At 42.2% G+C, this 24,539-nt stretch carries 21 protein-coding genes; 8 read left to right on the plus strand and 13 right to left on the minus strand.

From position 1 onward, the window contains the following. Window positions 1-440: HetP family heterocyst commitment protein (locus HWQ37_RS18400; RefSeq protein ID WP_292749448.1), on the plus strand; the 440-nt coding region annotated here is incomplete at its 5' end. A gap of 839 nt (window positions 441-1,279) precedes the next feature. Here the strand turns inward: HWQ37_RS18400 and rpe are convergent. Further along, window positions 1,280-1,987 (minus strand): ribulose-phosphate 3-epimerase, encoded by a 708-nt coding sequence (gene rpe / locus HWQ37_RS18405; RefSeq protein ID WP_292749450.1) that lies wholly within the window; start codon window positions 1,985-1,987, stop codon window positions 1,280-1,282. A 226-nt stretch (window positions 1,988-2,213) separates the two neighbouring features. Here rpe and HWQ37_RS18410 point away from each other — a divergent pair, with 226 nt between their 5' ends. Together HWQ37_RS18410 and HWQ37_RS18415 are read left to right on the plus strand one after the other, a co-directional pair. Continuing rightward, entirely contained in the window at window positions 2,214-3,809 is a 1,596-nt protein-coding gene (locus tag HWQ37_RS18410; protein WP_292749452.1) for a S8 family serine peptidase, read from the plus strand. Between the two features lie 495 nt (window positions 3,810-4,304). Next, window positions 4,305-5,636, plus strand: coding sequence for a serpin family protein (locus HWQ37_RS18415; protein ID WP_292749454.1), 1,332 nt, complete (start codon window positions 4,305-4,307; stop codon window positions 5,634-5,636). 114 nt (window positions 5,637-5,750) lie between these two features. Here the strand turns inward: HWQ37_RS18415 and HWQ37_RS18420 are convergent, their stop codons facing one another. The 4 genes from HWQ37_RS18420 to queA form a co-directional block, all read right to left on the minus strand. Beyond that, complete coding sequence (locus HWQ37_RS18420; protein ID WP_292749456.1) at window positions 5,751-6,353, minus strand: hypothetical protein; 603 nt, start codon at window positions 6,351-6,353, stop codon at window positions 5,751-5,753. A 107-nt stretch (window positions 6,354-6,460) separates the two neighbouring features. Then, window positions 6,461-7,303: a methyltransferase domain-containing protein gene (locus HWQ37_RS18425; protein ID WP_292749457.1), complete on the minus strand. Its 843-nt coding sequence runs from the start codon at window positions 7,301-7,303 to the stop codon at window positions 6,461-6,463. A gap of 173 nt (window positions 7,304-7,476) precedes the next feature. Next, window positions 7,477-8,472, minus strand: coding sequence for a tetratricopeptide repeat protein (locus HWQ37_RS18430; RefSeq protein ID WP_292749459.1), 996 nt, complete (start codon window positions 8,470-8,472; stop codon window positions 7,477-7,479). A 104-nt stretch (window positions 8,473-8,576) separates the two neighbouring features. Continuing rightward, window positions 8,577-9,764, minus strand: coding sequence for a tRNA preQ1(34) S-adenosylmethionine ribosyltransferase-isomerase QueA (queA, locus tag HWQ37_RS18435; RefSeq protein ID WP_465249705.1), 1,188 nt, complete (start codon window positions 9,762-9,764; stop codon window positions 8,577-8,579). Window positions 9,765-10,038: 274 nt separating this feature from the next. Here queA and HWQ37_RS18440 point away from each other — a divergent pair, with 274 nt between their 5' ends. Beyond that, window positions 10,039-10,428 carry a hypothetical protein gene (locus HWQ37_RS18440; RefSeq protein WP_012412259.1) on the plus strand — a complete coding sequence of 130 codons (390 nt, stop codon included), beginning with the start codon at window positions 10,039-10,041 and terminating at the stop codon, window positions 10,426-10,428. A 70-nt stretch (window positions 10,429-10,498) separates the two neighbouring features. Here the strand turns inward: HWQ37_RS18440 and HWQ37_RS18445 are convergent, their stop codons facing one another. Continuing rightward, a complete protein-coding gene (locus HWQ37_RS18445) occupies window positions 10,499-10,978 on the minus strand; it encodes a YraN family protein (protein WP_292749461.1) in 480 nt (159 codons plus the stop codon). A 222-nt stretch (window positions 10,979-11,200) separates the two neighbouring features. Between HWQ37_RS18445 and HWQ37_RS18450 the strand changes: the two genes are divergently transcribed. Beyond that, window positions 11,201-11,710, plus strand: a complete 510-nt coding sequence (locus HWQ37_RS18450; RefSeq protein WP_292749463.1) for a pentapeptide repeat-containing protein — start codon at window positions 11,201-11,203, stop codon at window positions 11,708-11,710. Between the two features lie 146 nt (window positions 11,711-11,856). On the opposite strand, the gene HWQ37_RS18455 is transcribed toward HWQ37_RS18450, so the two are convergent. The 6 genes from HWQ37_RS18455 to HWQ37_RS18480 all read right to left on the minus strand — a co-directional run bounded on the left by HWQ37_RS18455 (window position 11,857) and on the right by HWQ37_RS18480 (window position 20,449). Continuing rightward, entirely contained in the window at window positions 11,857-12,234 is a 378-nt protein-coding gene (locus HWQ37_RS18455) for a hypothetical protein (protein ID WP_292749465.1), read from the minus strand. Window positions 12,235-12,635: 401 nt separating this feature from the next. Next, window positions 12,636-12,872 carry a 50S ribosomal protein L28 gene (gene rpmB, locus HWQ37_RS18460; protein ID WP_292749467.1) on the minus strand — a complete coding sequence of 79 codons (237 nt, stop codon included), beginning with the start codon at window positions 12,870-12,872 and terminating at the stop codon, window positions 12,636-12,638. A 191-nt stretch (window positions 12,873-13,063) separates the two neighbouring features. Next, on the minus strand, window positions 13,064-15,052 hold the full coding sequence (gene htpG / locus HWQ37_RS18465; protein ID WP_292749469.1) for a molecular chaperone HtpG: 1,989 nt from the start codon (window positions 15,050-15,052) through the stop codon (window positions 13,064-13,066). A gap of 222 nt (window positions 15,053-15,274) precedes the next feature. After that, the gene (locus HWQ37_RS18470) at window positions 15,275-15,916 is read right to left on the minus strand and encodes a class I SAM-dependent methyltransferase (RefSeq protein WP_292749471.1); all 642 of its coding nucleotides are present in this window, start codon (window positions 15,914-15,916) and stop codon (window positions 15,275-15,277) included. Window positions 15,917-16,350: 434 nt separating this feature from the next. Further along, window positions 16,351-19,881: a methionine synthase gene (gene metH, locus HWQ37_RS18475; protein ID WP_292749473.1), complete on the minus strand. Its 3,531-nt coding sequence runs from the start codon at window positions 19,879-19,881 to the stop codon at window positions 16,351-16,353. A 205-nt stretch (window positions 19,882-20,086) separates the two neighbouring features. After that, a complete protein-coding gene (locus HWQ37_RS18480) occupies window positions 20,087-20,449 on the minus strand; it encodes a hypothetical protein (protein WP_292749475.1) in 363 nt (120 codons plus the stop codon). A gap of 256 nt (window positions 20,450-20,705) precedes the next feature. On the opposite strand from HWQ37_RS18480, the gene HWQ37_RS18485 reads away from it, so the two are divergent. Both HWQ37_RS18485 and HWQ37_RS18490 read left to right on the plus strand, forming a co-directional pair. Next, window positions 20,706-21,761: a DMT family transporter gene (locus tag HWQ37_RS18485; RefSeq protein ID WP_292749477.1), complete on the plus strand. Its 1,056-nt coding sequence runs from the start codon at window positions 20,706-20,708 to the stop codon at window positions 21,759-21,761. A gap of 197 nt (window positions 21,762-21,958) precedes the next feature. After that, a complete protein-coding gene (locus HWQ37_RS18490) occupies window positions 21,959-22,627 on the plus strand; it encodes a DUF2996 domain-containing protein (protein WP_292749479.1) in 669 nt (222 codons plus the stop codon). An 87-nt stretch (window positions 22,628-22,714) separates the two neighbouring features. Here HWQ37_RS18490 and HWQ37_RS18495 read toward each other — a convergent pair whose 3' ends face one another. Continuing rightward, entirely contained in the window at window positions 22,715-23,212 is a 498-nt protein-coding gene (locus HWQ37_RS18495) for a TM2 domain-containing protein (RefSeq protein WP_292749481.1), read from the minus strand. A 477-nt stretch (window positions 23,213-23,689) separates the two neighbouring features. Between HWQ37_RS18495 and acsF the strand changes: the two genes are divergently transcribed. Next, on the plus strand, window positions 23,690-24,539 hold an 850-nt coding region (gene acsF / locus HWQ37_RS18500), incomplete at its 3' end, for a magnesium-protoporphyrin IX monomethyl ester (oxidative) cyclase (RefSeq protein ID WP_292749483.1).

Genomic DNA, 24,539 nt, shown 5'->3' on the forward strand with positions numbered 1-24,539 from the left:
ACTTAGATAAGACAGTGAAAGCTCAACAATTTGACAAAGTAGTTGAAGCAATTCTGGCTGGAAAGTATTCCTGGGCGTGTGTTTTAATGCTGCGATTTGGTGGTTATAATCCTCTCCATTACATTCCATATCGCACATACAATCGATTGCTCAAAGAAAACTCTCAAACCGATAGGACAAAACAACAGCAAAGTGAAAATCTAAAAATGCTGAAACACGCTCATGATTCTCGCTCTGATAATAATGTCTCATCAAGCTGCTTAGGCAAAATTAAAGACGTAGCTTATCTAGAAGTAGTTAGAAAGCAAAAAGCAGAAATTCGTGGTAGTAGTTTAGATCAGAGATTGACCCAGCAAATTAACGAACATCAATCAAGCAAATCGCCATTAAAACCAGAAAATGTTCAAGACATTTCCTTGAAATCTTGTGGATTCAATTAAAAAGTATTTGGAATTAATAGATTCTGCTCTCAAATTGATTGATTATCTGAAAGCCTGTTATGCTAATTTAAAATTTATAGCATAACAGGTTTTCTATAGCAGTCATTAATTCGATAGTATTTTGCAAAAATATGGCAAAATGGCAAATATATACTAATGATATTGGTAAACTAATAACAACTACAACTTAAACAAAAATAGAGGTGATTTGGCAAGCAAGTTAATTTAAAAAATAAAATCAACGATTAGTTCTGACTATGAAATAAATCAAACTGATTACAAAAGTAGTCAGCATTTTATGGAGTAAATAACTCCTAGACCAAGACTAACAATCCAACCGTTGCTACTGGTGGTTCTTTTTCTGAGAAAGTTTGAGCAAACAGAATTTGGGGAGGTGGATTCCCCCAATCCAAATTTTACACAGCTTTCACCGACTGCAGACGGTGCGAGTAATGCTTATAAAACTTTCTATCCTGTGGTTGGTGTTGCTTTAGTTAATAAAGCAAACGCTTAACATCAATTCTAGGAACGGAAATAGAAAAGTTACGGTGAAATTTTTATCTGTGGTTGTTAGAACTAGTAGCTCATACGCTTCTCTTTCGACTTCTCTTTCGACTATTGTAATCCTAGTCCTCCCAACCTGGATTGTCTTTAGTTTCTAAACTTTCAATTTATATCGCAACTACTGGAAGTTCAAAACTTGAATAACTTCCAGTTTTTTATTTGTATATAAATAAAAATAAGCTGGGCAATTTGTCCAGCTTATTTTTTGTTGAGAATAGACATCTGGTGAAATTAATCCAGAACATCTTTTGTTTAATGGTTAATTCAAAAATGAATTAAACCTTGGCTAATTCTGGAGTAGGACTCTTACTGTTGCGAATTGCTGTAATAGCCTCAGCATAATCTTTAGCATTAAACACAGCTGAACCGGCGACGATCGCATTGGCTCCCGCTTCCAAAACTTGCCAGGTATTATTTGCCTTCAGTCCCCCATCCACTTCAATCCAGGGGTCAAGACCACGTTCATCACACATTTGGCGCAGCTTGCGGATTTTGGGTAATACACCAGGGATAAAGCTTTGACCACCAAAACCAGGGTTGACGCTCATAATTAGGACTAAATCGCACAAATCTAGAACATATTCAATTAGTTCTAGAGGGCTACCAGGATTAAGTACAACTCCAGCTTTCTTACCAAGCTCTTTAATTTGCCCCAAGGTGCGGTGCAGGTGTGGGGAAGCGTTATGCTCGCAGTGTACGGAGATAATATCAGCACCCGCCTTAGCAAATCCCTCTACATACTTTTCTGGCTCCACAATCATCAAATGGACATCCAGTGGTTTGGTTGTAATCGGACGAATCGCCTCCACAATCAGAGGGCCTATCGTAATATTAGGTACAAAACGACCGTCCATGACATCAACATGAATCCAATCCGCTCCAGCTGCATCTACGGCACGAATTTCGTCACCCAAGCGGCTAAAATCGGCTGATAGGATAGATGGAGAAATTACAATGGGCTTTTGAGATAGGTTTTGGGTCATGGCTAGTGGGTTTTTAAGCGTCCTCGTCTGTACGCATTGTAACAAAACATTGAACAAGACTCATAATTTTGATCCCGGTTTTTTGGGGAGTGGGGATCGGGGAGACAAGGGGGACAAGGGAGACAAGGGAGACAAGGGAGACAAGGTGAATAACCCATGCCTAATGCCCAATGACAAATGCCCAATGACAAATGACAAATGACAAATGACCAATGACAAATAACTAATGACTAAAAAACTAACCTGGATAATTTGGGGATTAACTGCTTCTTGTCTGAGTGCGCCAGTAATTGCTTCAGCTTTAGAATCTGCACTAGGAACTAATGGCATTGATGCTCTGAAGCTACATAAACCTCCTTATAATTTAATCGGTCGTAAGATTGCTATTGGTCAAGTGGAAATTGGCCGGCCAGGAATGTTTGGATGGGATAAGGCGGTGTCTAAAAATCGTGCCATATCTTTAGCGGCGGTTTTTTTACGCAATGGCCCAGCTAAGTCTAATACTGGTGTTGACCCCCACGCCTACAATGTCGCTGGTGTGATGGTGAGTCAAGACAAAGCTTTGCCAGGAATTGCGCCGGGAGCGCGATTGTATTCATCAGCAGTCGGTTCTACTAAAAATATGGGTCAGCCAGAAGAGTGCTTATCGGCACAACATATAGCGTTACAAAATGGTGGCGATGTCCGTGCCATTAACTTTAGCTTTGGGGAACCTCTGAGCCGCGATCCTCGCCCGGAAGCTACTTTAGACGGCAATGCTTTACTAACTTTATGTGTTGACTGGTCTAGTCGCGCTCATGATGTTTTGTATGCGATCGCTGGCAACCAGGGTAAGGGTGGTATTCCTATTCCTACAGATAATTTTAACGCCATAAATGTGGCTTTTTCATCCCGCCGTGGGGGAGTTTTTAACAAAGTAGACGTAGCGAATCTGGCGGGTGTTAACCAAGGGGTGAGCGGAAGACTCGCGGGAAGGGAGTTTGACCTTGATGGTCGTCGCGCTATTAGTTTAGTTGCTCCTGGCAATAATATTCCCTTGCTAAATCCAGATGGCAAATTGAACAAGGTTACAGGTACAAGTTTTGCAGCGCCTCAAGTTACAGCTACTGTTGCTCTGTTACAAGAATTTGGTGACAGACAAATGCGGATAAAACAACCCCATTGGAGCATCGATTCTCGGCATCATCAAGTAATGAAAGCTGTATTGCTGAATTCAGCAGACAAAATTTTAGATAGCGGCGATGGCTTAAAGTTGGGAATGACCCGGACGCTAATTGATAAACAAAATCAAAACTGGCTAGATTCTGATGCTTATAAAGATCCAAAGATTCCCTTGGATGCCCAAATGGGAGCGGGTCATTTGAACGTATTTCGCGCTTATCAGCAATTTAGTGCTGGTCAATGGCAACCATCAGCTGTGGTACCGGCTATTGGTTGGGATTATCGCACAGTCGATGTTGGAGCATCTGTTAACTATATATTAGCAAAACCGTTAAAGCAGGGAAGTTTTGTTGCTATCACCTTGAGTTGGGATCGATTGGTAGAACTCAATGATAGAAATAAAAACCAGCAATATGATGTAGGTGAAAGTTTTAGCGATCGCGGTTTAAATAATCTCGACCTATACTTAGTAAAAGCTGATGCCCAAAGTTCAGATACTGGTGCTGTTTGCTCTTCAATCAGCCAAATTGATAGTGTAGAACATATTTTCTGCCCCGTTCCTGCTGCTGGCAATTACAAAATCCGCGTCCAGTTTCGTCAAAAGTTCAATGAAGCGACTCAACCCTACAGTTTAGCTTGGTGGAGTGTACCTATTAATTGAAATAGATAGCGCAATTAGTATTAGAAACCACATCTACATACTAAAAACCCGCGCAAGCGGGTTTCAAACACTTAATTTCCTGTTGGTGGGCTAGTGCAAAGACAATTCCATTGTCCTAGTTCTAAGTTGATACCCATGACAGCCGTGTGTTTCTACGAAAGCTCTGTATTTCGTGCAACTAAGAAACGCCATTTTATCTATAAAAACCCAATAGAATTAGTTATTTTGTGATTACGTAGCTTACAATACGTTTATACGTAAAGATAAAAATTCTTAGAAATCAAAATTTTTTAGAACTCGTCTGCATAGCCGTCTCAATAAGGAATTAGGAACTCCACAAGTTGTGTTTAATTCTTCTGAGCGAATAATTTGCTGTTACAGTTTCTGTAACAGTCCCATTTTTATATTGGAGTAAATGCAATAGTTAGTCATTGACACAGTATCTGCGTCAACTCTCAGCACAGATCGGGAATCTTTGGCAAGTGAGGTAGCAGAATGAATCGGCAGAAATTGAGTGATGCAAAAGAAAATTTCCTGCAAAGACGTTACGGTGTTAGTCTAGGCAGACGTTATGCGCTGGCAGCTGCAAGTGTTGTTCTATTTAGTGTATTAGGGTGTTCTCAAGTCGATAGTAATAAAAGCGCCCTTGCCCAATCTAGTTTACCTCAGCCAGAAACTCCATTGCAAAAAAAAACAGCCAACACTGATACAAAAATAGTTGAGTCTAGCAATAAGTTTGGCTTCAAATTATTTTCAGAAGTTCTGAAAAACGATCGGGGTGAGAAAAATATTTTTATCTCACCTTCGAGTGTGGCGATCGCTCTTGCTATGACCTACAACGGCGCTAGCGGCTCGACTCAACAAGCAATGGCAAAAACCCTAGAATTACAGGGGATAAATCTACCAGACATTAACTCTTCTTACGCGGCGGTATTAAAACAGCTTTTAGACAATTCGGATACGAAAGTGCAATTGAAGATCGCTAACTCACTGTGGGCAAATCAAGATGTGAGCTTTGTGCCAGACTTTCTCAACAGAACCCAAGACTTCTATCAAGCCAAAGTCAGCAATTTGAACTTTAAAGATGCCGCCGCATCTAGTATTATTAATAACTGGGTAAAAGAAAATACTAACGGCAAAATTACTAAAATAGTTGAAAAAATTGAACCAAACCAAGTTTTATTTCTGATTAATGCCATATATTTTAAAGGTAATTGGAGTAACGAGTTTGACAAAAAACAAACTGCTCTATACCCTTTTTACATCACATCTGGTAGGCGAAAACAACACCCGATGATGTCACAAAAGGGTGATTATAGATACTATGAAAGCGAAGAATTTCAAGCAGTTAGTTTACCTTATGGTAAAGATGGTAAGATGAGTTTTTATATCTTCTTACCCAAACAGAACTCTAACTTAAAAGCGTTCTACCAAAACTTGAGTGTTGATAACTGGGGAAAATGGATGACTCAGTTCAACAAACAAAAAGGATTTATTCGCCTACCCCGCTTCAAAACAGATTACGATATTACACTCAATGATGCTTTAAAAAGTTTAGGTATGGGAGAGGCTTTTAGCAACAAAGCCAATTTCTCTGGCATGGGTAAAAATTTTGCTATTAGCGAAGTTAAGCATAAAACTTTTGTTGAAGTGAACGAAGAAGGCACCGAAGCGGCTGCGGCGACTTCAGTAGGAATAGTAGCAACATCTTTGAGACAAGAACCAGAACCATTCCGAATGATTGTCGATCGTCCTTTCTTCTGTGCTATTAGAGATAATCAGACGGGAAGCATTTTGTTTATGGGTTCAATTATCGATCCACAATGAAAAATCAGGAGGAATTAAATACTTCATCTTTTTAATAGTGAACTTCCAAAAAATAAAATTTTCAGTGAATATAAATGATTAATTTACATTCACTGGATGTGCGGATAATAATTTTTATAATTCATTATCCGTAAAGGGAACTATGGATGGTGAAAATCTTTTTAGTGATGGGGAAAATTCTAATCTCGCGGCATAATCATCTGTTTGTGATACTTCCAGTTCAATTTTTTGCTGCTCTTTTTCATCAAAAAGTAACTGGATTTGATAACTTGTCCAAAATTGTTCACCTAGTTCATCTTCTAAATCGAAAGGCTGTTCTTCATCACCCCATATATTCGACCAAAGGACTATTTGATTAGCGCGAAAATGGTTTTGACCTTTTGTATCTCCAATTACAAAATATACTTCGGCATTTAAATCAAATCCCAAGTCATCGACCTCTGCCTCTGTTATCTGACAGCTAACGACAATTAAACTATCTGGTTTAACATCTACTACCTGCTGTTGGCGTTGTAATAATTCTTGAAATACAAAACCAGGCAATAACTTTGAACTCTCCTCAAGTAAGTTTTTTTGAGTTTCTGGGGAGTAACGAGTTTTTAATTCTTGTGTGATTAAATTTAAAATATCTTCACTGGCTAAATTGACAACTATCTTTTTATTGGCGGGATTAAGAAAACATCCAAGATTCAGCTCAATGTTTTTTTGAATGGTCATATTTCTGTAAAATCCTTTGAATGCGATCGCATGATTCCCAAATCAAGGTTAATTGTAGTGCGATCGCGCTGTGGTGAAACAGCGCGGTCTTTTCCCAAAGAATGTTTCTACTTATTCCCGCACAATAAGCCAAACCGAACTAACCCGCGCTCATAACCGCGACGCATCAACCCCAGGGATAATGCCCCTTGAATGGTAGTCCAACCGGCATTGAGTAAGCCCCAAAGCGCTTGGGGGGTAAACGCCGAATCAATGACTACATTCCAAAAAGGGGCGACGGCAGTTGACCAATCGGCGGTGCGAATATTGTTTAATGGAAGTTGACGTGCGATCGCTTCATACTCTGGTAAAGAAATCACATAAGGCAAACAATACACCCGATAAATATCTTGCAAGTGCTTTTCTTCATCCGCCGTCAGTGGTAACTTATCAGTCGGTCGATGACACCATGTCACCATAATTAACTTCCCACCAGGTTTCAACACCCGATAGCACTCCTGGAGAAACTTAGTTTTATCTGGCATGTGTTCGCCGCTTTCCAGCGACCAAACCAAATCAAAAGAATTGTCAGCAAAAGGCATTGCTTGAGCATTGGCCACCTGGAATTGAGTTTTCAGGCTCAAATTAGCCTCCGCCGCCCGTTCCGTTGCTCTCGCCGCTTGCACAGGACTCAAAGTAATTCCTGTAGCCTGAGCATTAAACTTTTCTGCCAGGTATAAAGAACTGCCACCAATGCCACAACCCACATCAAGGATATTTTCTGCTGCTTCTACCCTCGCCCAATTGAGCAATTCTTCGATTAAATCAATTTGAGCTTGACGACGGTCTTTTTTCTGGCTACCATCAGCGCCGTAATAACCGTGGTGCATGTGTTCGCCCCAAATCTGTTCCCACAGACCAGAGGAAGCATCGTAGAACTGTTGAATTTGCTGGTAAAGTGTTGCACTCATGAAAAAAGTAGTATTGAGACGAAATATAATTCAAAAAAAAACATACTGGTGGTAGGCTACCACGTATGTTTTTAAATAAGGTGAGAATATTAATTTTGAATTTTGTTAGCGCAGTGTCTGGCTGCGATACGCTGTTCGCATACGTAGAGAAAGTGATTTTGAATTTTGAATTGTTATTGTCCGGGACTTGTTGAAGTGGATTGTGGTTCAGTTGAGGCAGGGTTCGCGGGCGTTTCTGATTGATTTGCCGTCTGTGGCTCAGGTGTTTGGACTACATTACTTGTAGAATCTGAACTCTGAGAAGGAGTAGCTGTTTGACTGGCTTGAGGTTGCTGTTGCCCACTTTTCTGGGCAATTTGCTGCATTAGCTGCTCAATTTTCTGGGCTTGTTCAATATTGCCTTGCTGACGATATTCATTGTGAGCGCGTTTCAAGACTCCACTGGCTTTTTTGAGTTCGCCCTGATTATATAAAGTTACTCCCAAATTATAGTAAGCTGAGGCACTTTTCGGATTTAGTTGCAAGGCTTGGCGATAAGCGGCGATCGCAGGTTCTATTTGACCTTGTTGTTGCAAGGCGATCGCTAAGTTAAGATAAGCATTGGCATTGCTGCCATCTAGACTAACTGCTTTTTGATATGCAGCGATCGCTTCCTCAAAATTTCCTTGTTCATAGAGCAATAAACCCAAATTATACAGCGCTGCCACCCTTGTGGAATCTATCACCAAACTCTGGCGATAAGCCGTAATCGCTGCATCTTTTTCCCCTTGCCGGTGCAACACTAACCCTAAGTTGTAATAAGCTTCGCTAAAATTGGGATTAACTTTAATCGCCTCTGTAAATTCTTGTAAAGCTACATCCAGACGATTTTGCCCCATGAATATATTACCTAAATAATTCCGTGCTGCCCCAAGGTTAGGATCTCGCTGCAATGCTTGGCGAAAGGCATATTCCGCACCTTGTAAGTCTTGGCGGTTATAGCGCGTCACTCCCTGCTGGAAAAAGCTAGCTGCTTCGAGATCCTGAGAAATTGCAGTTTCTGCTAGCAGCTTGCTAACGGGGAAATTAGTCATTGTCGGTGCAGCCAATACCAAAAACGCAGAACAGCTACCGAGTGTCACCTGACAAAATAAATTTAACCAATGAGAAAATAGATATTTTTCAGACATTAATAGCAGACCTGTACTTATTTTTAACTCCTCATAAGTCAGAGTACCCACTACGAAAGAAAAAATTCCACATTCTTGTACAGACGCGATTCATCGCGTCTCTCCTAACTCCCCATTCCCACAGCTGACGGCAAAATTAGCATGGCATCACCGAATGAATAAAAGCGATATCCAAAAGCGATCGCTTCATTGTATAAATTCAATAACCGTTGTCTGCCAATTAACGCACTTACCAACATCAACAAACTAGAACGCGGTAGGTGAAAATTCGTAATCAAACCATCCACCACCCGCCATTGGTAGCCGGGATAAATAAATAAGTCAGTTTTTCCGCAAAATGGTTGTAAATTACCCGATTGAGCCGCCCCTTCTAAAGCCCGTACTGCCGTTGTTCCTACAGCAATAATCCGACCGCCAGCAGCCTTGGTAGCGCGGATTTGCTCTACTGTAGTGGCGGGAACTTCAATCCATTCTTCATGCATCTGATGGGTAGTTACATCCTCCACTTCCACAGGGCGAAATGTACCGACACCAACGTGTAGCGTCACAAAAGCTTGATTAATTTGGCGATCGCGCAACTGTTGTAATAATTCTGTTGTAAAGTGTAATCCTGCCGTCGGAGCTGCGATCGCTCCTGGCTGTTTAGCATAAACTGTCTGATACTGCTCATCGACAGCTTCTGAGGTAGTAATGTATGGTGGTAACGGTACTTCACCAAATACCTCTAACAGTTGCACCAAAGTCTTTCCCTCTGGTACATCAAATTGCAACAAACGCCCTCCGGTTGCTGCGTCTGTTTCTAGAACCGTAGCCGTAAGGAGGTGAAGGGATGAGGAGGATGAGGTAAAATTTTCTCCCCCTGCCTCCCCTGCCTCCCCTGCCTCCCCTGCTTCCCCTTGCCTTGGTTCAAAAATAATCTTAGCTCCCAGTTTGAAGCTTTTTCCTGGTTTAACTAAAGCTAACCAACAGTTATGCTGCCTTTCTTCCAATAGCAACACCTGGATTTTAGCACCAGTGGATTTATAACCATAAAGCCGCGCTGGAATAACTCTTGTATTGTTCATAACCAACAAATCACCAGAGCGCAATAGTGCAGGTAAATCATGGAAAATGTGGTGTAGAGGTGCTGTTTCGATGCCTGTAATAGGAGAATCCACTACTAATAACCGCGAACTATCTCTAGGAACTGCTGGATTTTGAGCAATGAGTTCTGGAGGTAGTTTGTAGTCATAGCCAGCTACCGAGCAATCTAATTCCAAATCTTTTTCTTGAGGGCTAGAAGTATCTTTCAAATTGGCTTGTACGAGTTTGTGCTTTATTTAGTATTTATACTCTCTTAAAAAAAAGCTGAGTTGAGCTTTCCCTTCTAAAGGAACTTTAAGGCATCTTCGCTCAGTTTTGCCACCAGGCTATAAGATTGTTACTATTAAGTAACACGGAAAAATTAATATGAAAATTGGGTAAACCTCCCCATCTAAAAACGGGGGCTTTTACCCTACCGGGAACAGGTACTTATTGACGAATATAGATATGTAGGATTGGCTTTGATCCCAAGCACCAACAAACATGGAATACTTGTACTATCTGGCAAATGCCAGTCTAACCCTGAGGGTCGTTCAACACCTCCACGCTAGACCCCAGACACCAGTTTCGTTCGTCACCGTAATTCATCAAATTGATGGCTGGGTGGTTAGGATCAAACTCAAAGGTCAAGTCTCGCCCCAAGAAGATGGCGACTTTCGGGCTTTTCTAAATGAATTAGGAATTAGCTACGAACCGCCAATGAGGGTGCAAATGGCACTTTGGAGTTTGGAAGCCGGACAATGCCCTGTAGATGTGATGCGTCGTTATCAAGTAGCGATCGTTTCTCATGGTAGCCCAGAGAGAGATGAAATTGAAGCCTTCCGGCAACAGTTTGTCAGAGGCTTAGGTTACTGTCCAGAAACTTTGGCGTGAGACTATTTGGTTGTAACGCCACAACAAAATTATTGGTCATTGGTAATCAAGATATTTTATCCATTACCAATTAGCCACGCTCGATTGAAGAGTCAAAAGCTGCCAGAATGTATTCTTGCAGCTTAAACTTATATCCCGGTACTGATGAAGTAGCTAAAGCTTCCTGGTTTGCTGTAACCCCATTCAAATTTTTTGATATCTTTTGACAGTAGACAATAGCAACATCAAATCGACAAGAATAATCTGCCTTTTCAGGGTACTGGGCTAAATATATTCCAGCTGTCCGCCAGATTTTTTCTTGCTTTTGTGGGGTGATTGCGCTTCTTCCCCCCGCATCCCAACTACCTGAACTGCGGGTTTTCACCTCAACAAATGCCAATAATGAGTGCTGAGTAACGAGTTTTTCCTCGGTTCGTCCATCATGTTGAGCAATAATATCGATTTCCCCCCAGCGACAAGAAAAGCGACGATGGAGAATTATCCAACCTGTAGATTGTAACCATTGGGCTACTAGGTCTTCTCCTAAATGACCACTATTTGGACAATGCATATAAACTTTAGTATTCTCGGTTATTTAATTCAACAGGAAAATAAGAGTTTCTAGTAGTTACCCGTGCCACTCAATAGCCTGAAGTCGTGCGAAGGCAATGTTCAAATCGTCGGATGAACTTGAATTAGTATTCATAAAAATATTTTTAAAGGATTTTTGCGCTAATATCTCTGACTCAAGGATAATGAGATGGAGGAGGGTTCGCCATTGGCTAAAAATAGCATGAATTCTAAGTTAAGCGCCCGAGTTTGGGCAAGTATACTCAGCGTATTCCTGTGGGGAATAGTTGCCATCACTGCAACCGTAGGTTTTGCTACAACAGCTTTGGCACTCGAATATAATAAAGAAATTTTGGTCGAAGCTGATTTCTCTGGACGTGATTTAACAGACTCCAGCTTTACCAAAGCTAATCTTCGCCAGAGCAACTTCAGCCGAGCCAATTTGAACGGTGTCAGTTTCTTTGCCGCAAATTTAGAGTCTGCGAATTTGGAGGGTTCTGATTTAAGAAATGCCACTTTAGACTCGGCTCGTTTAGTCAGAGCAAATTTGACAAATGCACTGTTGGAAGGTGCTTTTGCTGCTAACGCCAGATTTGATGGCGCAATCATTGACGGAGCAGATTTTACCGATACGCTGCTGCGTCCCGATGAGCAAAAAAAATTGTGCAAACTAGCCAAAGGGACTAATCCTATCACAGGACGAGATACGCGTGACACGTTGTTTTGTCCTTAGTATTTTCTACCTGGGCATTGGGCGTTAGGAGTTAGGAGAGACGCGATTCATCGCGTCTGTACAAGAGTTAGGAGTTTTGTTTATCTCCTTGTCTACCTTGTCTCCCTCATCTCCCTTGTCTCCCTCATCTCCCCATTCTCCATTCCCTACCAACCAGCTGCACCAATCTTTTGACAAACAAATTGCATTCCTTTACCTGGTGAAGAATTGGCTACAAAAGGTATTTCTCCTTTTTCTTGATCTTCTTCAAGTAGCTGTCCATTTGATCCATAAATGGCAATGCGATTCCGAAAAAGCCGCGATTCTTTGCACGAAGCATCGAACGTAGTCTCGAAGATGCCATCACCATACATTCCGTAAAGCTTGTATGTTGTACCCTTAATAGTTTTTGTATCTAGAGCTACACTGTTTCCTAATTTATCATGCCCTACGGTGATATATCTTTGTGCATCTTCAGCAAATACACTACCATTACTCAATAAAATAGCGATCGCTCCCACAATGCCGCCTATTTTAAAATACATAGAGTTTAAAAATAAAGATTTCATATATTTCTACCCGCAATCAAAGGGGTTCTGTCAGGGTAAAAGCACTGAAATCAATACACAGCATGGGTGTTATACTAGTCATTAACACCTGATGGTCAAAACGAATTTTGTACGACACAATGACCGGCGGTAGTTGAGCGCAGTCGAAACTCAGTGCATCGGTGGCGGATAGCGAGTATTTTCGAGTCGCGTCTGAATAATCGGGTTTAACACCCCCACCAAATCGACGATTTGGTGGTGCAATAATTCAGTTTGTTGAAGCTAAAGTGCTTACTACAAACCATCAAAACTAATAGGGTAGGACAGCTAGCTGTCCTACCCTACGAATTACCTGCATTTCACCCTACAAAAGTTTCGGGTTATGAAATCCCCATTACTTAGTAATGATTTAGATTAATACCAGCTTTTTTCGCCATTGCTTCTAACCCATTAATTTGTAGGGTTTTGATTGCTTTAGTAGATAGCTTTAATCTTACCCAGCGATTTCCAGCTTCCCACCAAATACGCTTGTCTTGCAGATTAGCGTGTTGAAGGCGCTTAGTACGACGGTGAGAGTGGGAAACAGAAAAAGCGTTATTTGCTTTCTTACCAGTTAGTTCACAGCGACGGGACATAGCAAGTATCTCCAGATTGTTATTTTAATACAGCCTTTCCATTTTAGGTCTTAGGCAACAGAAGTGGGGAATGGGGAGTGGGGAGATGAGGGAGATGAGGGAGATAAACAAAACTCCTAACTCTTGTACAGACGCGATTAATCGCGTCTCTCCTAACTCCTAACTCCTAACTTCCCACTCAGCACTCAGCACTACTTACTCGCTTGTTCCGTCAACTTAGTGAGTACCTCATTCGATCGCTCGACGAAAGATTTCATTCCTTCTGCGTCAAATCCTTTCTGAGACATCAGCGCTAAATCGTAGACGTGTTGACAAATCAAGTTCACTAATTGATCTGTAGACGATTGACCGTCACCTTGAATGATACTACCTTGGCTAATATTTGCCAGGTTTTGAATCAGTGGGTGAGCAGTGTTCACCACCAAAACGTGATCTTCGGGAAACTCTGCTGACTGCTGCTGCATCATGGCGTTCATTTCCCGCAGACGGCGGAGAATCTCTGGTAAAAGCACGATCGCAGGTGGTGTTCCTTGAGGATCGTCTGATTTCAAAGCTTCAGTACGGATGTTAAGTTTGGGTTTGTTGAGGGATTTCTCAAATAACTCTTTAATCGTCTCACTGCGAGTTTTGTTTGTCTTAGGATCGACAATTTCCGTAGCTTTATCTTGTTCTAGCAGGGTATTATCTAAATCTGAGTCTACCCGCGTAAATTTGACATCCTGATATTCCCGCTCTAAAAAGTTGATAAAGTGGGTGTCGATGAATGAGTCCATAAATAGGACTTCCAAGCCTTGATTTTTGTGCAGTTCTATGTATGTAGCTTGGGTTGCTCCATCGGTGGTGTAGAAAACCCGGTTTTCGTTGCGTTCTTTATTACGTTCTAGATACTCTTTCAGCGTGGTGTAAGGTGCGCTGGGTGCTGAGTTCTCAGCATTGGGTGAGGGAGTCACATCTTGCCAAGCATCATCCTCTGAAGACTGTACCTCGACCACTGGAGTTTCAGCAGCAGGTTTTTCTGTCAGCTTGGCGGTGGTGCGGAAGACGATGATATCTTCGATTTGTTTTTTGAATTTCTCATCATTGAGAACGCCGAACTTTACGAAAGTGCCGAGGTCTTTCCAGGCGCTAATGTATTGTTCGCGGTTATCGCGGAAAAGTTCTTTGAGGCGATCGCCTACTTTTTTGGCAATGTAATCACCAATTCGCTTCACGGTGCGATCGCCTTGTAAAGCACTACGCGATACGTTCAGAGGAATATCGGTACTATCAATCACACCCCGCATCGGCATCAGAAATTGCGGGATAATTTCTTCGCAGTTGTCGCTAACAAAAACTTGATTGCAAAATAGCTTAATCTGCCCTTTGGTAACATCTACATCCGGTCTCATTTTCGGGAAATACAGAATCCCGTTGATAATAAAGGGATAGTCTGTATTTAGATGTACCCATAATAATGGCTCCTCCTGAAAAGGATACAGGTAGCGGTAAAACTCTAAATAATCTTCTTGAGTTAGGTTACTTGGGGAGTCTCGCCACGGTGCTTTTTGCTTATTTATTACTTCAGCGTCCAGTTTAATTGGAACTGGCAAAAAGTCGCAGTATGTCTTGACAAGATTCTTAATTCGTGCAGCTTCGAGAAATTCCTCTTCTTCTCCTTGCAAACTAAGAATAATAGTAGTACCGCGAGTTGTCCGGGAAGATTCTTCTAAAGTGAAAGCTGGCGAACCATCGCAAGTCCAGTGAACCGCTTGCGTGCCTTCTTGATAAGAGAGGGTATCAATTTCTACCTTTTGCGCCACCATGAAGGAAGAGTAGAAACCAAGACCGAAATGGCCGATTATTGGTTGATCTGATTTGCCTTCATACTTATTAATAAATTCTTCAGCACTAGAGAAGGCAACTTGATTGATATATTTCTTAACTTCATCTGCGGTCATCCCGATACCGTTATCGGAAATGGATAGGGTTTTTTTATCTTTGTCAATGGCAATTTCAATTTCCCCTTCGCCGATATCTCCAGCATAATCTCCGGCGCGGGATACCATTTTTAGCTTTTGGATAGCATCTACAGCGTTGGATACCAGTTCCCGCAAGAAGATTTGATGATCTGAGTAAAGCGACTTCTTGATGATCGGGAAAATATTCTCAGTATGAATACTGATAGTGCCTTGTTCTAGCATAATTGGTAGTTTTCGATGTTAGTATCTGAAATTATGATAGTAGGTAATACAACTTAGCCCTCTGTTTTCCAGGATAAACCCGGATAACACAGAAGCACATGATACCAATTAGGATTGTAAAATCATAACTTAGGCGATCGCACCTTTTTTAAGCATTGTTTGCCGCCATTTTCTGATTCGGATTCCCCTACTTCCGACTTCCCACTCCCCACAGATTGCTGTTTAAGTATTACTAGAATTCTTCTCCAACACCAAAAAATAATGGTATGGATAAGTAGGATCGATAAATTCTTGCTTAACAGTTAATCCAGCTTTGGCAACAGAGTTTAAAATCCGGGTTTTCGGATAACCTTTCAAACCCATTTCCCAGTAGTGTTCGTCACAGACTGGGGTTGTACTCCAGAATTTTGGCATATTGAATAGTAAATGCCTTGGTCTACCTGAGAAAGAGGTTTTCACCTGAAACGAGAGGTATTGAGTGCAATAGGGAATCGAAATCACCAAAAATTTCTTGGTTGCGATCGCAAGTTTTCTCAATGCTTCTTCTGACTGTTCGTAGGGGAAGTGTTCTAGAACTTGAAATAGGACAATCGCATCAAATTTATCTTTTGGTAATGAAAAATCTGTAGTCAAATCCAAAATTATTTCTGGCTTGAGGCTGGGGTCAACATCAGCAGTGGAGACGTTGTATCCATTATTCTTCAGGATGTCTGTTAACAGAGAATTAAAAATCCCAATTTCCAGAACGTTTTTTACCTGATTACCCAGCGAAAAAATTAGACGCAACTGGTGATGGTAACTGATGAGGCGATTTTTTGATAAATATTCTGCATTTCTAATATCTAAGGAGGTGATGAGTTGCATAAATAAGCCTACCTAAGCTGAGAGATTAATAAATTTGGTGGGTATACAACTACAGGATTCCCGGAACAATCATCAAAGTAACAGTATCTTGTTTCGTTTGTATACCATACATCTCCTAGAAGGCTACGGTGTATACACAAGCTTGAAATAGCTGATTAACCAAGGTTTTACCCCACCCTAACCCTCCCCTTGCAAAGGGGAGGGAACTAGATTTCTTTTTTCCCCCCTTTATAAGGGGGGTAATTTGACTTGTGTGTACACCGTAGCCTTGTAAAGGTGGAAATATCCGGTTCTCCCCCTTAGCAAGGGGGAGTTAGAGGGGGTGAGAAGGACTTGTGTGTACACCTTAGCCTAGAAAGAGAGAGGCTTTGAAGGTGGATTTTTCAGGACAAAATCTCACTAACACCAAGCGTATTGTGTTAACGAGTAGGATTCTACGCGCTAAAGTATTTGGCTAACGGGTGATAGGTAATAATCGCAGTGGTAGACTGTTCTGGATAAAGTTGTTCACTTTCATCCATATACAACTTAATTCTGTCAGTCTGCAATAACTCCAGTTGCTTATACTGATCCTGAATATTTGGACAAGCTGGATAACCAAAACTATACCGCGAACCACGATAGTGTTGTGCCAATATATCCCGAATATTGTCGGGTTCCTCAGCAGTAAAACCTAACTCGCGGCGAATTCTGGCGTGTGTCCATTCAGCTATAGCTTCCGCTACCTGCACCGCCATTCCGTGGAAATACAGATAATCGGTGTATTGATTGGCAGCAAACAGCTTTTGGGCAAATTCTGTGGCAATTTCACCCACAGTCACCGCTTGCATTGGGAACACATCAATAATTCCCGTCTCCTTTGGTGCAAAGAAATCTGCTATGCACAACCGCCTTAAAGACTTCTGTCTAGGAAACTCGAAAGTTGCAACCTGTTGGGAGTGGTTTTCTGAGTCATATATATGTAGAGAATTCCCCTCAGCTTGACAGGGGAAATACCCGTAAATCACTTGGGGATGTAACAGCTTCTCCTCAATAATTCGCTGTTTCCAAGTTTCTAAAACTGGGTGAACTTTCTCAGCTAAGAAAGCCTGATATTCTTCCTTAGATTGTTCCTTTGGTTTGCGGAATTGCCACTGTCCAGCAATCAAAGCTTGTAAATCCAAGTGCCAGAATATTTCCTCGATGGGAATATCACTAGGCTGCAATAACTCCGTTCCCCAAAAAGGTGGCGTAGGACGTTCAATATCTATCGCCACAGCATCAGAACGTCTGGTATCTACTTCTTTTGGTTCAGCAGATGTTGTTTTCTCACCAGTTGTAGTTACTGATTCATTGTTACCATTCGTGGAAACTTCAGCCGTTTCGACTTCGTTCAAAAATCCTTGTAAATCTTGCCAGTTATCAGCAGCTTTTGCTGGCATTAATTTATCCATAAAGTGCAAGTCAGAAAAGGCATCTTTGCCATAAACAACTTTACCTTTATAGGCTTTTTGGCAATCTTCATAGACAAACTTGGGAGTCAGCGCCGCACCACCTAATATCACAGGGACACTAATTCCCTTTTCGTTGAATACCTCCAAATTCTCTTTCATGAAGGCGGTGGATTTCACCAGCAAACCACTCATGGCAATACAATCAGGTTTGTACTGTTCGTAAGCGTTGATGATATTTTCTACTGGCTGTTTAATTCCTAGGTTAATCACCTTGTAACCGTTGTTGGATAAGATGATATCCACCAAGTTTTTACCAATGTCATGAACATCCCCTTTCACTGTGGCAATGATAAAGGTTCCCTTGGCATTGTTACCTGATTCAGATTTTTCCATGAAAGGTTCTAGAAACGCTACCGCCGCCTTCATGGTTTCCGCAGATTGCAAGACGAAGGGTAGTTGCATTTGTCCAGAACCGAATAATTCCCCGACAACTTTCATCCCATCTAGTAGGAAGGTGTTGATAATTTGCAAAGGGGGATGTTCTTCTAAGGCTTTTTTCAGATGTTCTTCTAAGCCAATGCGTTCGCCGTCGATGATATGGCGTTTGAGACGTTCTGGAATGGGGAGACTTTCATCTAAGGAGCGATCGCGCTTAGTTGTCACCCCAGCAAACACTGTGGTAAGCTCTCCCAAAGGATCATATACGCAAACGTTACCCTCAAACTTCCGCTCATCATAAATCAACTGCCGACAAATTTCTTGATGGCGATCGTCAATCTTCGCCAGGGGTAAAATTTTGTTAGCGCTAACAATGGCTGCATCCATTCCCGCCGTCGTCGCTTCGTGCAGAAACACCGAGTTTAGCACCATCCGCGAGGCTGGAGTCAAACCAAAGGAAATATTGGAAACACCCAAAATCACATGACATCCAGGTAATCCTTCACGAATGCGCCGGATAGATTCAATTGTGGCTTTACCGTTTTTTCGGTCTTCTTCAATCCCGGTGGAAATTGGTAACGCGAGGGTATCAAAGAATATTTCTGTGGGTGGTATGCCATATTCTACAGCTTGACGGTATGCACGTTGTGCGATCGCAAACTTTTTGTCTGCTGTCCGCGCCATTCCATCTTCATCGATAGTACCAATAATTACACCAGCCCCGTATTTCTTCGCTAACTCCAGCACCTTTAAAAAGCGCGGTTCCCCATCTTCGTAGTTGGTGGAGTTCAACAAACACTTACCACCGGCAACCTTTAAACCTGCCTCCATTTTTTCCCATTCGGTGGAGTCAAGCATTAAAGGCAATGTGACATTATTTACAATGCGCGAAACTAATTCGTGCATATCCCGCACCCCGTCACGTCCCACATAATCCACGTTGACATCGAGGATATGTGCGCCTTCTTTGACTTGTTCTCTCGCCATTGAAACGAGTCCATCCCAATCTTCCGCATTTAGCAAATCGCGGCACTTTTTGGAACCACTAGCGTTGAGACGTTCACCAACAATCAAGAAAGAATTATCTTGATCGTAAGGCTGAGTAGTATAAATTGATGCTGCTGCCGGTTCCAAGCTAGGATGTCTAACTTTTGGCTTCAGGTCTTTAGCAAGTTCTGCCAATTGTTGAATGTGTTCTGGACGTGTCCCACAGCAACCCCCGATCACTTGGACACCCAAATCTTCAACAAAATGCATCAATGACATCCGTAATTCTAACGGTGTCAGGCGGTAGTGTGCTTGACCGCCGACATTTTCAGGTAAACCCGCGTTGGGAATACAGGAAACTATAAAAGGCGAATGTTCTGCCAGATACTTGATATGTGGTTTCATCAAGTCTGGGCCGGTGGCACAATTTAGACCGAGAATGTCTATCGGGTAAGGTGCAAGAATTGTCAGCACAGCACTGATTTCGGAACCTACCAACATTGTCCCCATGCTTTCCATTGTCACAGACACCATCAACGGTCTGCGATCGCCCTTTTTAACAAATACCTCTTCGATAGCATTCAGCGCCGCCTTAATTTGCAGCACATCTTGGCAAGTTTCCACCAAAAATAAATCCACACCACCATCCCACAGCGCCTCTGCTTGTTCGGCAAAAGTCGCTTTCATGGTGTCAAAGTCAATATGTCCCAAGGTAGGGAGTTTCGTTGTGGGGCCGATGGAACCTGCCACAAACCGGGGTTTTTCGGGCGTAGAAAATTCCGCAGCCACACGCTTGGCCAATTCTGCGGCTGTCTTGCTGAGGTAATAAGCTTGGTCTGCCAAGTCATATTCTGCCAGCACCAGGGACGTACTGCCAAAGGTATCGGTTTCAATCACATCAGCACCAGCAGCGAGAAAGTCGCGGTGAACCTTAGCCACAGCTTCGGGTTTCGTGTGGACTAAGTATTCGTTACAACCTTCATACTGTGGGCCGCCGAAGTCTTCAGCAGTTAGGTTTTGGGTTTGTAAGTTGGTTCCCATCGCCCCGTCGAAAACCAGGACTGGACTATCTGGGCTACACAGGCGTTCAAGGAAAGGATGAGTCATATTTTCCTAGAATAATTTGGGTCAGTCGTATAATATTCGACTTACTTTATTATTTTCCCAAATTGTAATAATTCTGGCAGCTTTTAATCCAATACGGTATTAAGTTAAGCTGTTCCACATTTAACTTGCATAATTAGGGCGGGCAAGATGCCCACCCCACAAGAGTTATATTAATTTTGAATATGCAAACTAGATGTGGTTTAGCTTACTTCACTTCGCTAGGTTCAAATTTAGTTACCTTGCCTTTCTTAATGGCAACAATCACATCATAATGCGAACAGTAAGCGAATGTGACATCATTAGCTTTGTTATAAAGGTTAACTACGTGACCAGCACCACCTACCTGGATACCAATTGGTTCTAAGTCACCAAAAAAGAAACGACGTAGTTGATCGCCACTACCAATTTGACCCTTACTCTTAGTAAGCAAGTCTAGTTTTTTTGCTACAGACATTTCTTCGGCTGCTGAGGCCTGCACTAATGACGGATTGATTGCCTTTAATGGTACGTCCCAAACTGTGAAAAAACCAACCAAAGCTACACTTGTAAGAAAGGGTGCGAGTTTCATTTGTTACTTCTCTTCTTTGTTTTATCCTGAACATCTCAAGCATCTCAGGTGGCAGTGAGAACTTATTGAAACTAAGCTACTATTTTCATGAATTTATCCCTTGAGAAAATTTAGTGAATTCTCAGCATTTTCTCAGGTAACGATGGCTGCTAAAAGTCACAGGATAATTTAAGTATTTTCTCAACAAAACCTCATTTTGAAGGGCGTGAAGGTAACTTAATATGATAAGCAATGCTTTCATTGCAGTGATGCTATTGTGACTAGACCCAAAAAACCACATCGCCTAATCCATAGAATTTCGGGACAAACATATCTCTGGCTAGCAATGCTAATTTTTGGAGCATCTAGCGCTGTGACTCGGAAACTCACAGAAATTGGTTCCCAACATCTGATCGACCATCGCAATCCGATTTCTTTGTGTAATGTTTTATTCGTGGGAAATCTTTGCGCCTTGATACTTCTGATCTTAATCTATGGGCGGCAGTGGAACAAAGCTACTTTGAAGCAGCTTTCAAGGAAAGATTGGGTCAGTCTATCGGCAGTAGCTATTTTATCAGGAGCCTTAGCCCCTGGCTTAATTTTCCAGGCACTAGCACTCACAGGGGTGAACAATGTTATTTTGGTGGGACGCTTAGAACCGCCTCTAACACTGGCTTTATCAGTCTGGTTATTGAGAGAACGGGTAAATATTTGGGAATTACTCGGTGCGATCGCAGCCTTTGTTGGCGTTATCCTAACTATTATCCTTCAACCGCCAACAGAAACCACGATGAATATGGGAGGTTTCGGTTTAGGCATAGGGGAACTTTTAGCCGCCGCAGCATCTATAGCCATAGCCGCTTCTACGATCATTAGCAAGAAACACCTTTCGCAGATTCCTTTGGGAATCTATAGTATTTTTCGGACTGCACTAGGAACTGTCATCTTTTTCTTTATTGCTTTAGTCCTCTATGGCAGGGATCATTTTGCTGATGTCCTCTCACCATTCTTGTGGCAATGGATGTTTCTCTATGGCGGGTTAATTGTGGTGCTAGGCCAGTCTTTTTGGATTAAAGGCTTGAAAACTTCTACTGTCTCTATGGCTTCCTTAGTTAGCTCATTTGGCCCAATTGTGGGAATTATAGCAGCCTATTTAATTTTGGGTGAAGCCCCTACCCTACCTCAATATATTGGCGGTAGCTTGATTTTAGTAGGCATAAGCTTGAGCCAAGTTGGAACCAAGCGTCAGAATTCTAGCATTGCGTCTGACAAAGTGAGTTCTACTCCAGCACAGCAACAGGTAGAAACTGGTATGGGATTTAAGGGGATTTGAGGGAGATGAGGGGGACAAGGGGGACAAGGGAGACAAGGAGATAAACAAAACTCCAAACTCCTAACTCAGCACTCCTAACGCCCAATGCCCAATTCTTTCAACTTTGCCTTGGGGTAGTAGTATGTCAAAATAAAAATACCCGATATATCAAGGTGAGCGATCGCTCCCAAAGCTAGATTAAAGGATTGACCTGAGCAATGGCAGACCAAACCAATCAAAATCAAGCGGGAGAAGTAGCTCCCACCACTGCTGACAAGCAGGTTCCAAGTACAGACTCACCTGAAGCCACAGACATCCCTACTGCCAACACGCCAGATCCGAAAGCCGCAAACCCCGAAGATAATCCCAATGCTGCTAAACCAGCTGCTGTAGCACCCAAGCGAGAAAAACCCGCCGCCGCAGCTAAAGCCGCAACAGGAGAAAAACCCGCCGCCGACGCAACAGAAGAAAAACCCGCCGCAGCTAAAGCCGCCAAAAAGGAAAAAGCTCCATCTGTTGAAGATAAGCCATTTGTAGAGTTCATTGAGCAAGACTACTTGCCAGCTTTACAAAAAGCGATCGCTCAAAAAGGCGTACAAGATTTACAAGTGTCTTTTGCCAAGCAGAAGATGCCAATCACTGGCTTTGAATCCGCCGAAGAATGCTGGCAAATTATCGGCAGTTGGTCGGAAATAGGTCAACGTCAGTTTAACCTCTATTTCCCCGAAGAAGATATTCAAGGGAAAAAGGGATTTTCCTGTAATGAAGGCAAAAAACCTAGCACTCTTGAATCATTCCTAATCGATGAGCGCAAAATTACCCTCGATTTGTTGGTATATGGCTTAGTTCAGCGCTTAGACGGTCAAAAGTGGTTAGGTATAAATTAGTCATTGGTCATTAGTCATTAGTCATTGGTCATTAGTCATTAGTTTTTAACAAAGGACAAATGACAAAGGACAAATGACTAATAACAATTAAAGTTCGTGAAAATGGTAGGTAACGGCTCCAGTATTGGGGTCGTTATCAATTTTTACATAACCTGATTTGTACATCTCTTTGAGAGTAGCTTCCACTTCAGCAAAGCTAGCCCCCGTGAACTTTACACCTTGAGTGACAGTTAAAATACCATCTTTGCTTTCCGCCGCTTCAATCAGTTTCATCATCAGTTGATTCCCTGTTGGTCGGTGGACTTGAGAGGCTACCACTGCTTGATTTAACGGCACACCGAAGGGAGATACACCCGCTTTTAATCTCAGATTGTGTTCGTATTCGTCAACCATGTTGGGGATAAAGAACAAATCCACTAACTGCCCTATACCAAACACACCACCAGTCAACAGCCATAACAAACCAGTTCCGATCTTGCCATTATAGAAGCGGTGCAATCCTCCCACACCCATAAATCCGACTGCACACAAGATATAAGAGACAAGAAGCCGGTCTTTATGCTGCTGATTGTTTTCAAGATTCATCTTGTTTTCAACCTTTTGGATTTGCTCTTGTTGTTTGAGATGGGCTTTCTATATTGATTGTAGTAACAACCACTGAAAATTACTGAGATAGCAGTGCTTTGAGAATACAAGAGGTGCGTGCTACTCTACTCGATCGAAACAATGGCGATCGCTAAATTATGTTTATTTGACTACTAATCCGCGATTCTTGGTTCCGCAAATATTGAATCATTGTTGCAACTCTTAATCTTTTGCTTACAAATTTCTCACCCGCACCTTGGTAGACTGAACTTTATACAATTGGATTATTGTGGGCTGTTACAGTTTGCCAAAGCATTACCTTAGCTTTTTGGTAAGCCAGTCCCAGCTTCTCCCGAAGGGAAAGGCTAGCGCCAATGGGGTTTCCCCCATGAGGAACTGCCGTTAGCGGTAGCGACGTAAAGAAGCGTCACCCAAAAGGTCTACTTAAGATAATAAAGACGAAAGAGAAATCAAGACATGGTAGATTCCCTCAAAAAACCAGGCTTTGAAGAAATCCGGCCAGGGATTAAAGTCCCGGCAAAAGAAACCCTGTTAACACCTCGGTTTTATACTACCGATTTTGATGAAATGGCGCGGATGGATATCTCCGTCAACGAAGACGAGTTACAAGCAATTCTCGAAGAGTTTCGCACCGACTACAACCGCCACCACTTTGTTCGGGATGCCGAGTTTGAACAATCCTGGGATCACATTGACGGGGAAACTCGCAAGTTGTTCGTTGAATTTCTAGAACGTTCCTGTACAGCAGAGTTTTCCGGCTTTTTGCTGTATAAAGAACTTGGTCGTCGCTTGAAAGGCAAAAACCCCGTCTTGGCAGAGTGTTTTAACCTGATGTCACGGGATGAAGCCCGTCACGCTGGCTTTTTGAACAAAGCTTTGTCGGACTTTAATCTGTCGCTCGATTTAGGGTTTTTGACTAAGAGTCGCAGTTATACCTTCTTTAAACCGAAATTTATCTTCTACGCTACTTATCTTTCTGAGAAGATCGGTTATTGGCGCTACATCACGATTTATCGCCATTTAGAAGCACATCCCGAAGACCGGGTTTATCCAATCTTCCGGTTTTTTGAGAACTGGTGTCAGGATGAAAACCGTCACGGCGATTTCTTTGATGCGGTGATGAAATCCCAGCCGCAAATGTTGAATGATTGGAAAGCACGGCTATGGAGTCGGTTCTTCCTGTTGTCGGTGTTTGCGACCATGTATCTGAATGACATCCAACGCAAGGACTTTTATGCCACTTTGGGATTGGATGCGCGAGAATACGATATCCATGTAATTCAGAAGACTAACGAAAACGCAGGTC

The organism is Nostoc sp. NMS4, from assembly GCF_017115095.1.
Classification (GTDB): domain Bacteria; phylum Cyanobacteriota; class Cyanobacteriia; order Cyanobacteriales; family Nostocaceae; genus Nostoc.

Coding starts and splice junctions, on each gene's coding strand:
- rpe (WP_292749450.1), bottom strand. CDS start 1,987: ATGACCCAAAACCTATCTCAAAAGCCCATTGTAATTTCTCCATCTATC.
- HWQ37_RS18410 (WP_292749452.1), top strand. CDS start 2,214: ATGACTAAAAAACTAACCTGGATAATTTGGGGATTAACTGCTTCTTGT.
- HWQ37_RS18415 (WP_292749454.1), top strand. CDS start 4,305: ATGAATCGGCAGAAATTGAGTGATGCAAAAGAAAATTTCCTGCAAAGA.
- HWQ37_RS18420 (WP_292749456.1), bottom strand. CDS start 6,353: ATGACCATTCAAAAAAACATTGAGCTGAATCTTGGATGTTTTCTTAAT.
- HWQ37_RS18425 (WP_292749457.1), bottom strand. CDS start 7,303: ATGAGTGCAACACTTTACCAGCAAATTCAACAGTTCTACGATGCTTCC.
- HWQ37_RS18430 (WP_292749459.1), bottom strand. CDS start 8,472: ATGTCTGAAAAATATCTATTTTCTCATTGGTTAAATTTATTTTGTCAG.
- HWQ37_RS18440 (WP_012412259.1), top strand. CDS start 10,039: ATGGAATACTTGTACTATCTGGCAAATGCCAGTCTAACCCTGAGGGTC.
- HWQ37_RS18445 (WP_292749461.1), bottom strand. CDS start 10,978: ATGCATTGTCCAAATAGTGGTCATTTAGGAGAAGACCTAGTAGCCCAA.
- HWQ37_RS18450 (WP_292749463.1), top strand. CDS start 11,201: ATGAATTCTAAGTTAAGCGCCCGAGTTTGGGCAAGTATACTCAGCGTA.
- HWQ37_RS18455 (WP_292749465.1), bottom strand. CDS start 12,234: ATGTATTTTAAAATAGGCGGCATTGTGGGAGCGATCGCTATTTTATTG.
- rpmB (WP_292749467.1), bottom strand. CDS start 12,872: ATGTCCCGTCGCTGTGAACTAACTGGTAAGAAAGCAAATAACGCTTTT.
- htpG (WP_292749469.1), bottom strand. CDS start 15,052: ATGCTAGAACAAGGCACTATCAGTATTCATACTGAGAATATTTTCCCG.
- HWQ37_RS18470 (WP_292749471.1), bottom strand. CDS start 15,916: ATGCAACTCATCACCTCCTTAGATATTAGAAATGCAGAATATTTATCA.
- metH (WP_292749473.1), bottom strand. CDS start 19,881: ATGACTCATCCTTTCCTTGAACGCCTGTGTAGCCCAGATAGTCCAGTC.
- HWQ37_RS18480 (WP_292749475.1), bottom strand. CDS start 20,449: ATGAAACTCGCACCCTTTCTTACAAGTGTAGCTTTGGTTGGTTTTTTC.
- HWQ37_RS18490 (WP_292749479.1), top strand. CDS start 21,959: ATGGCAGACCAAACCAATCAAAATCAAGCGGGAGAAGTAGCTCCCACC.
- HWQ37_RS18495 (WP_292749481.1), bottom strand. CDS start 23,212: ATGAATCTTGAAAACAATCAGCAGCATAAAGACCGGCTTCTTGTCTCT.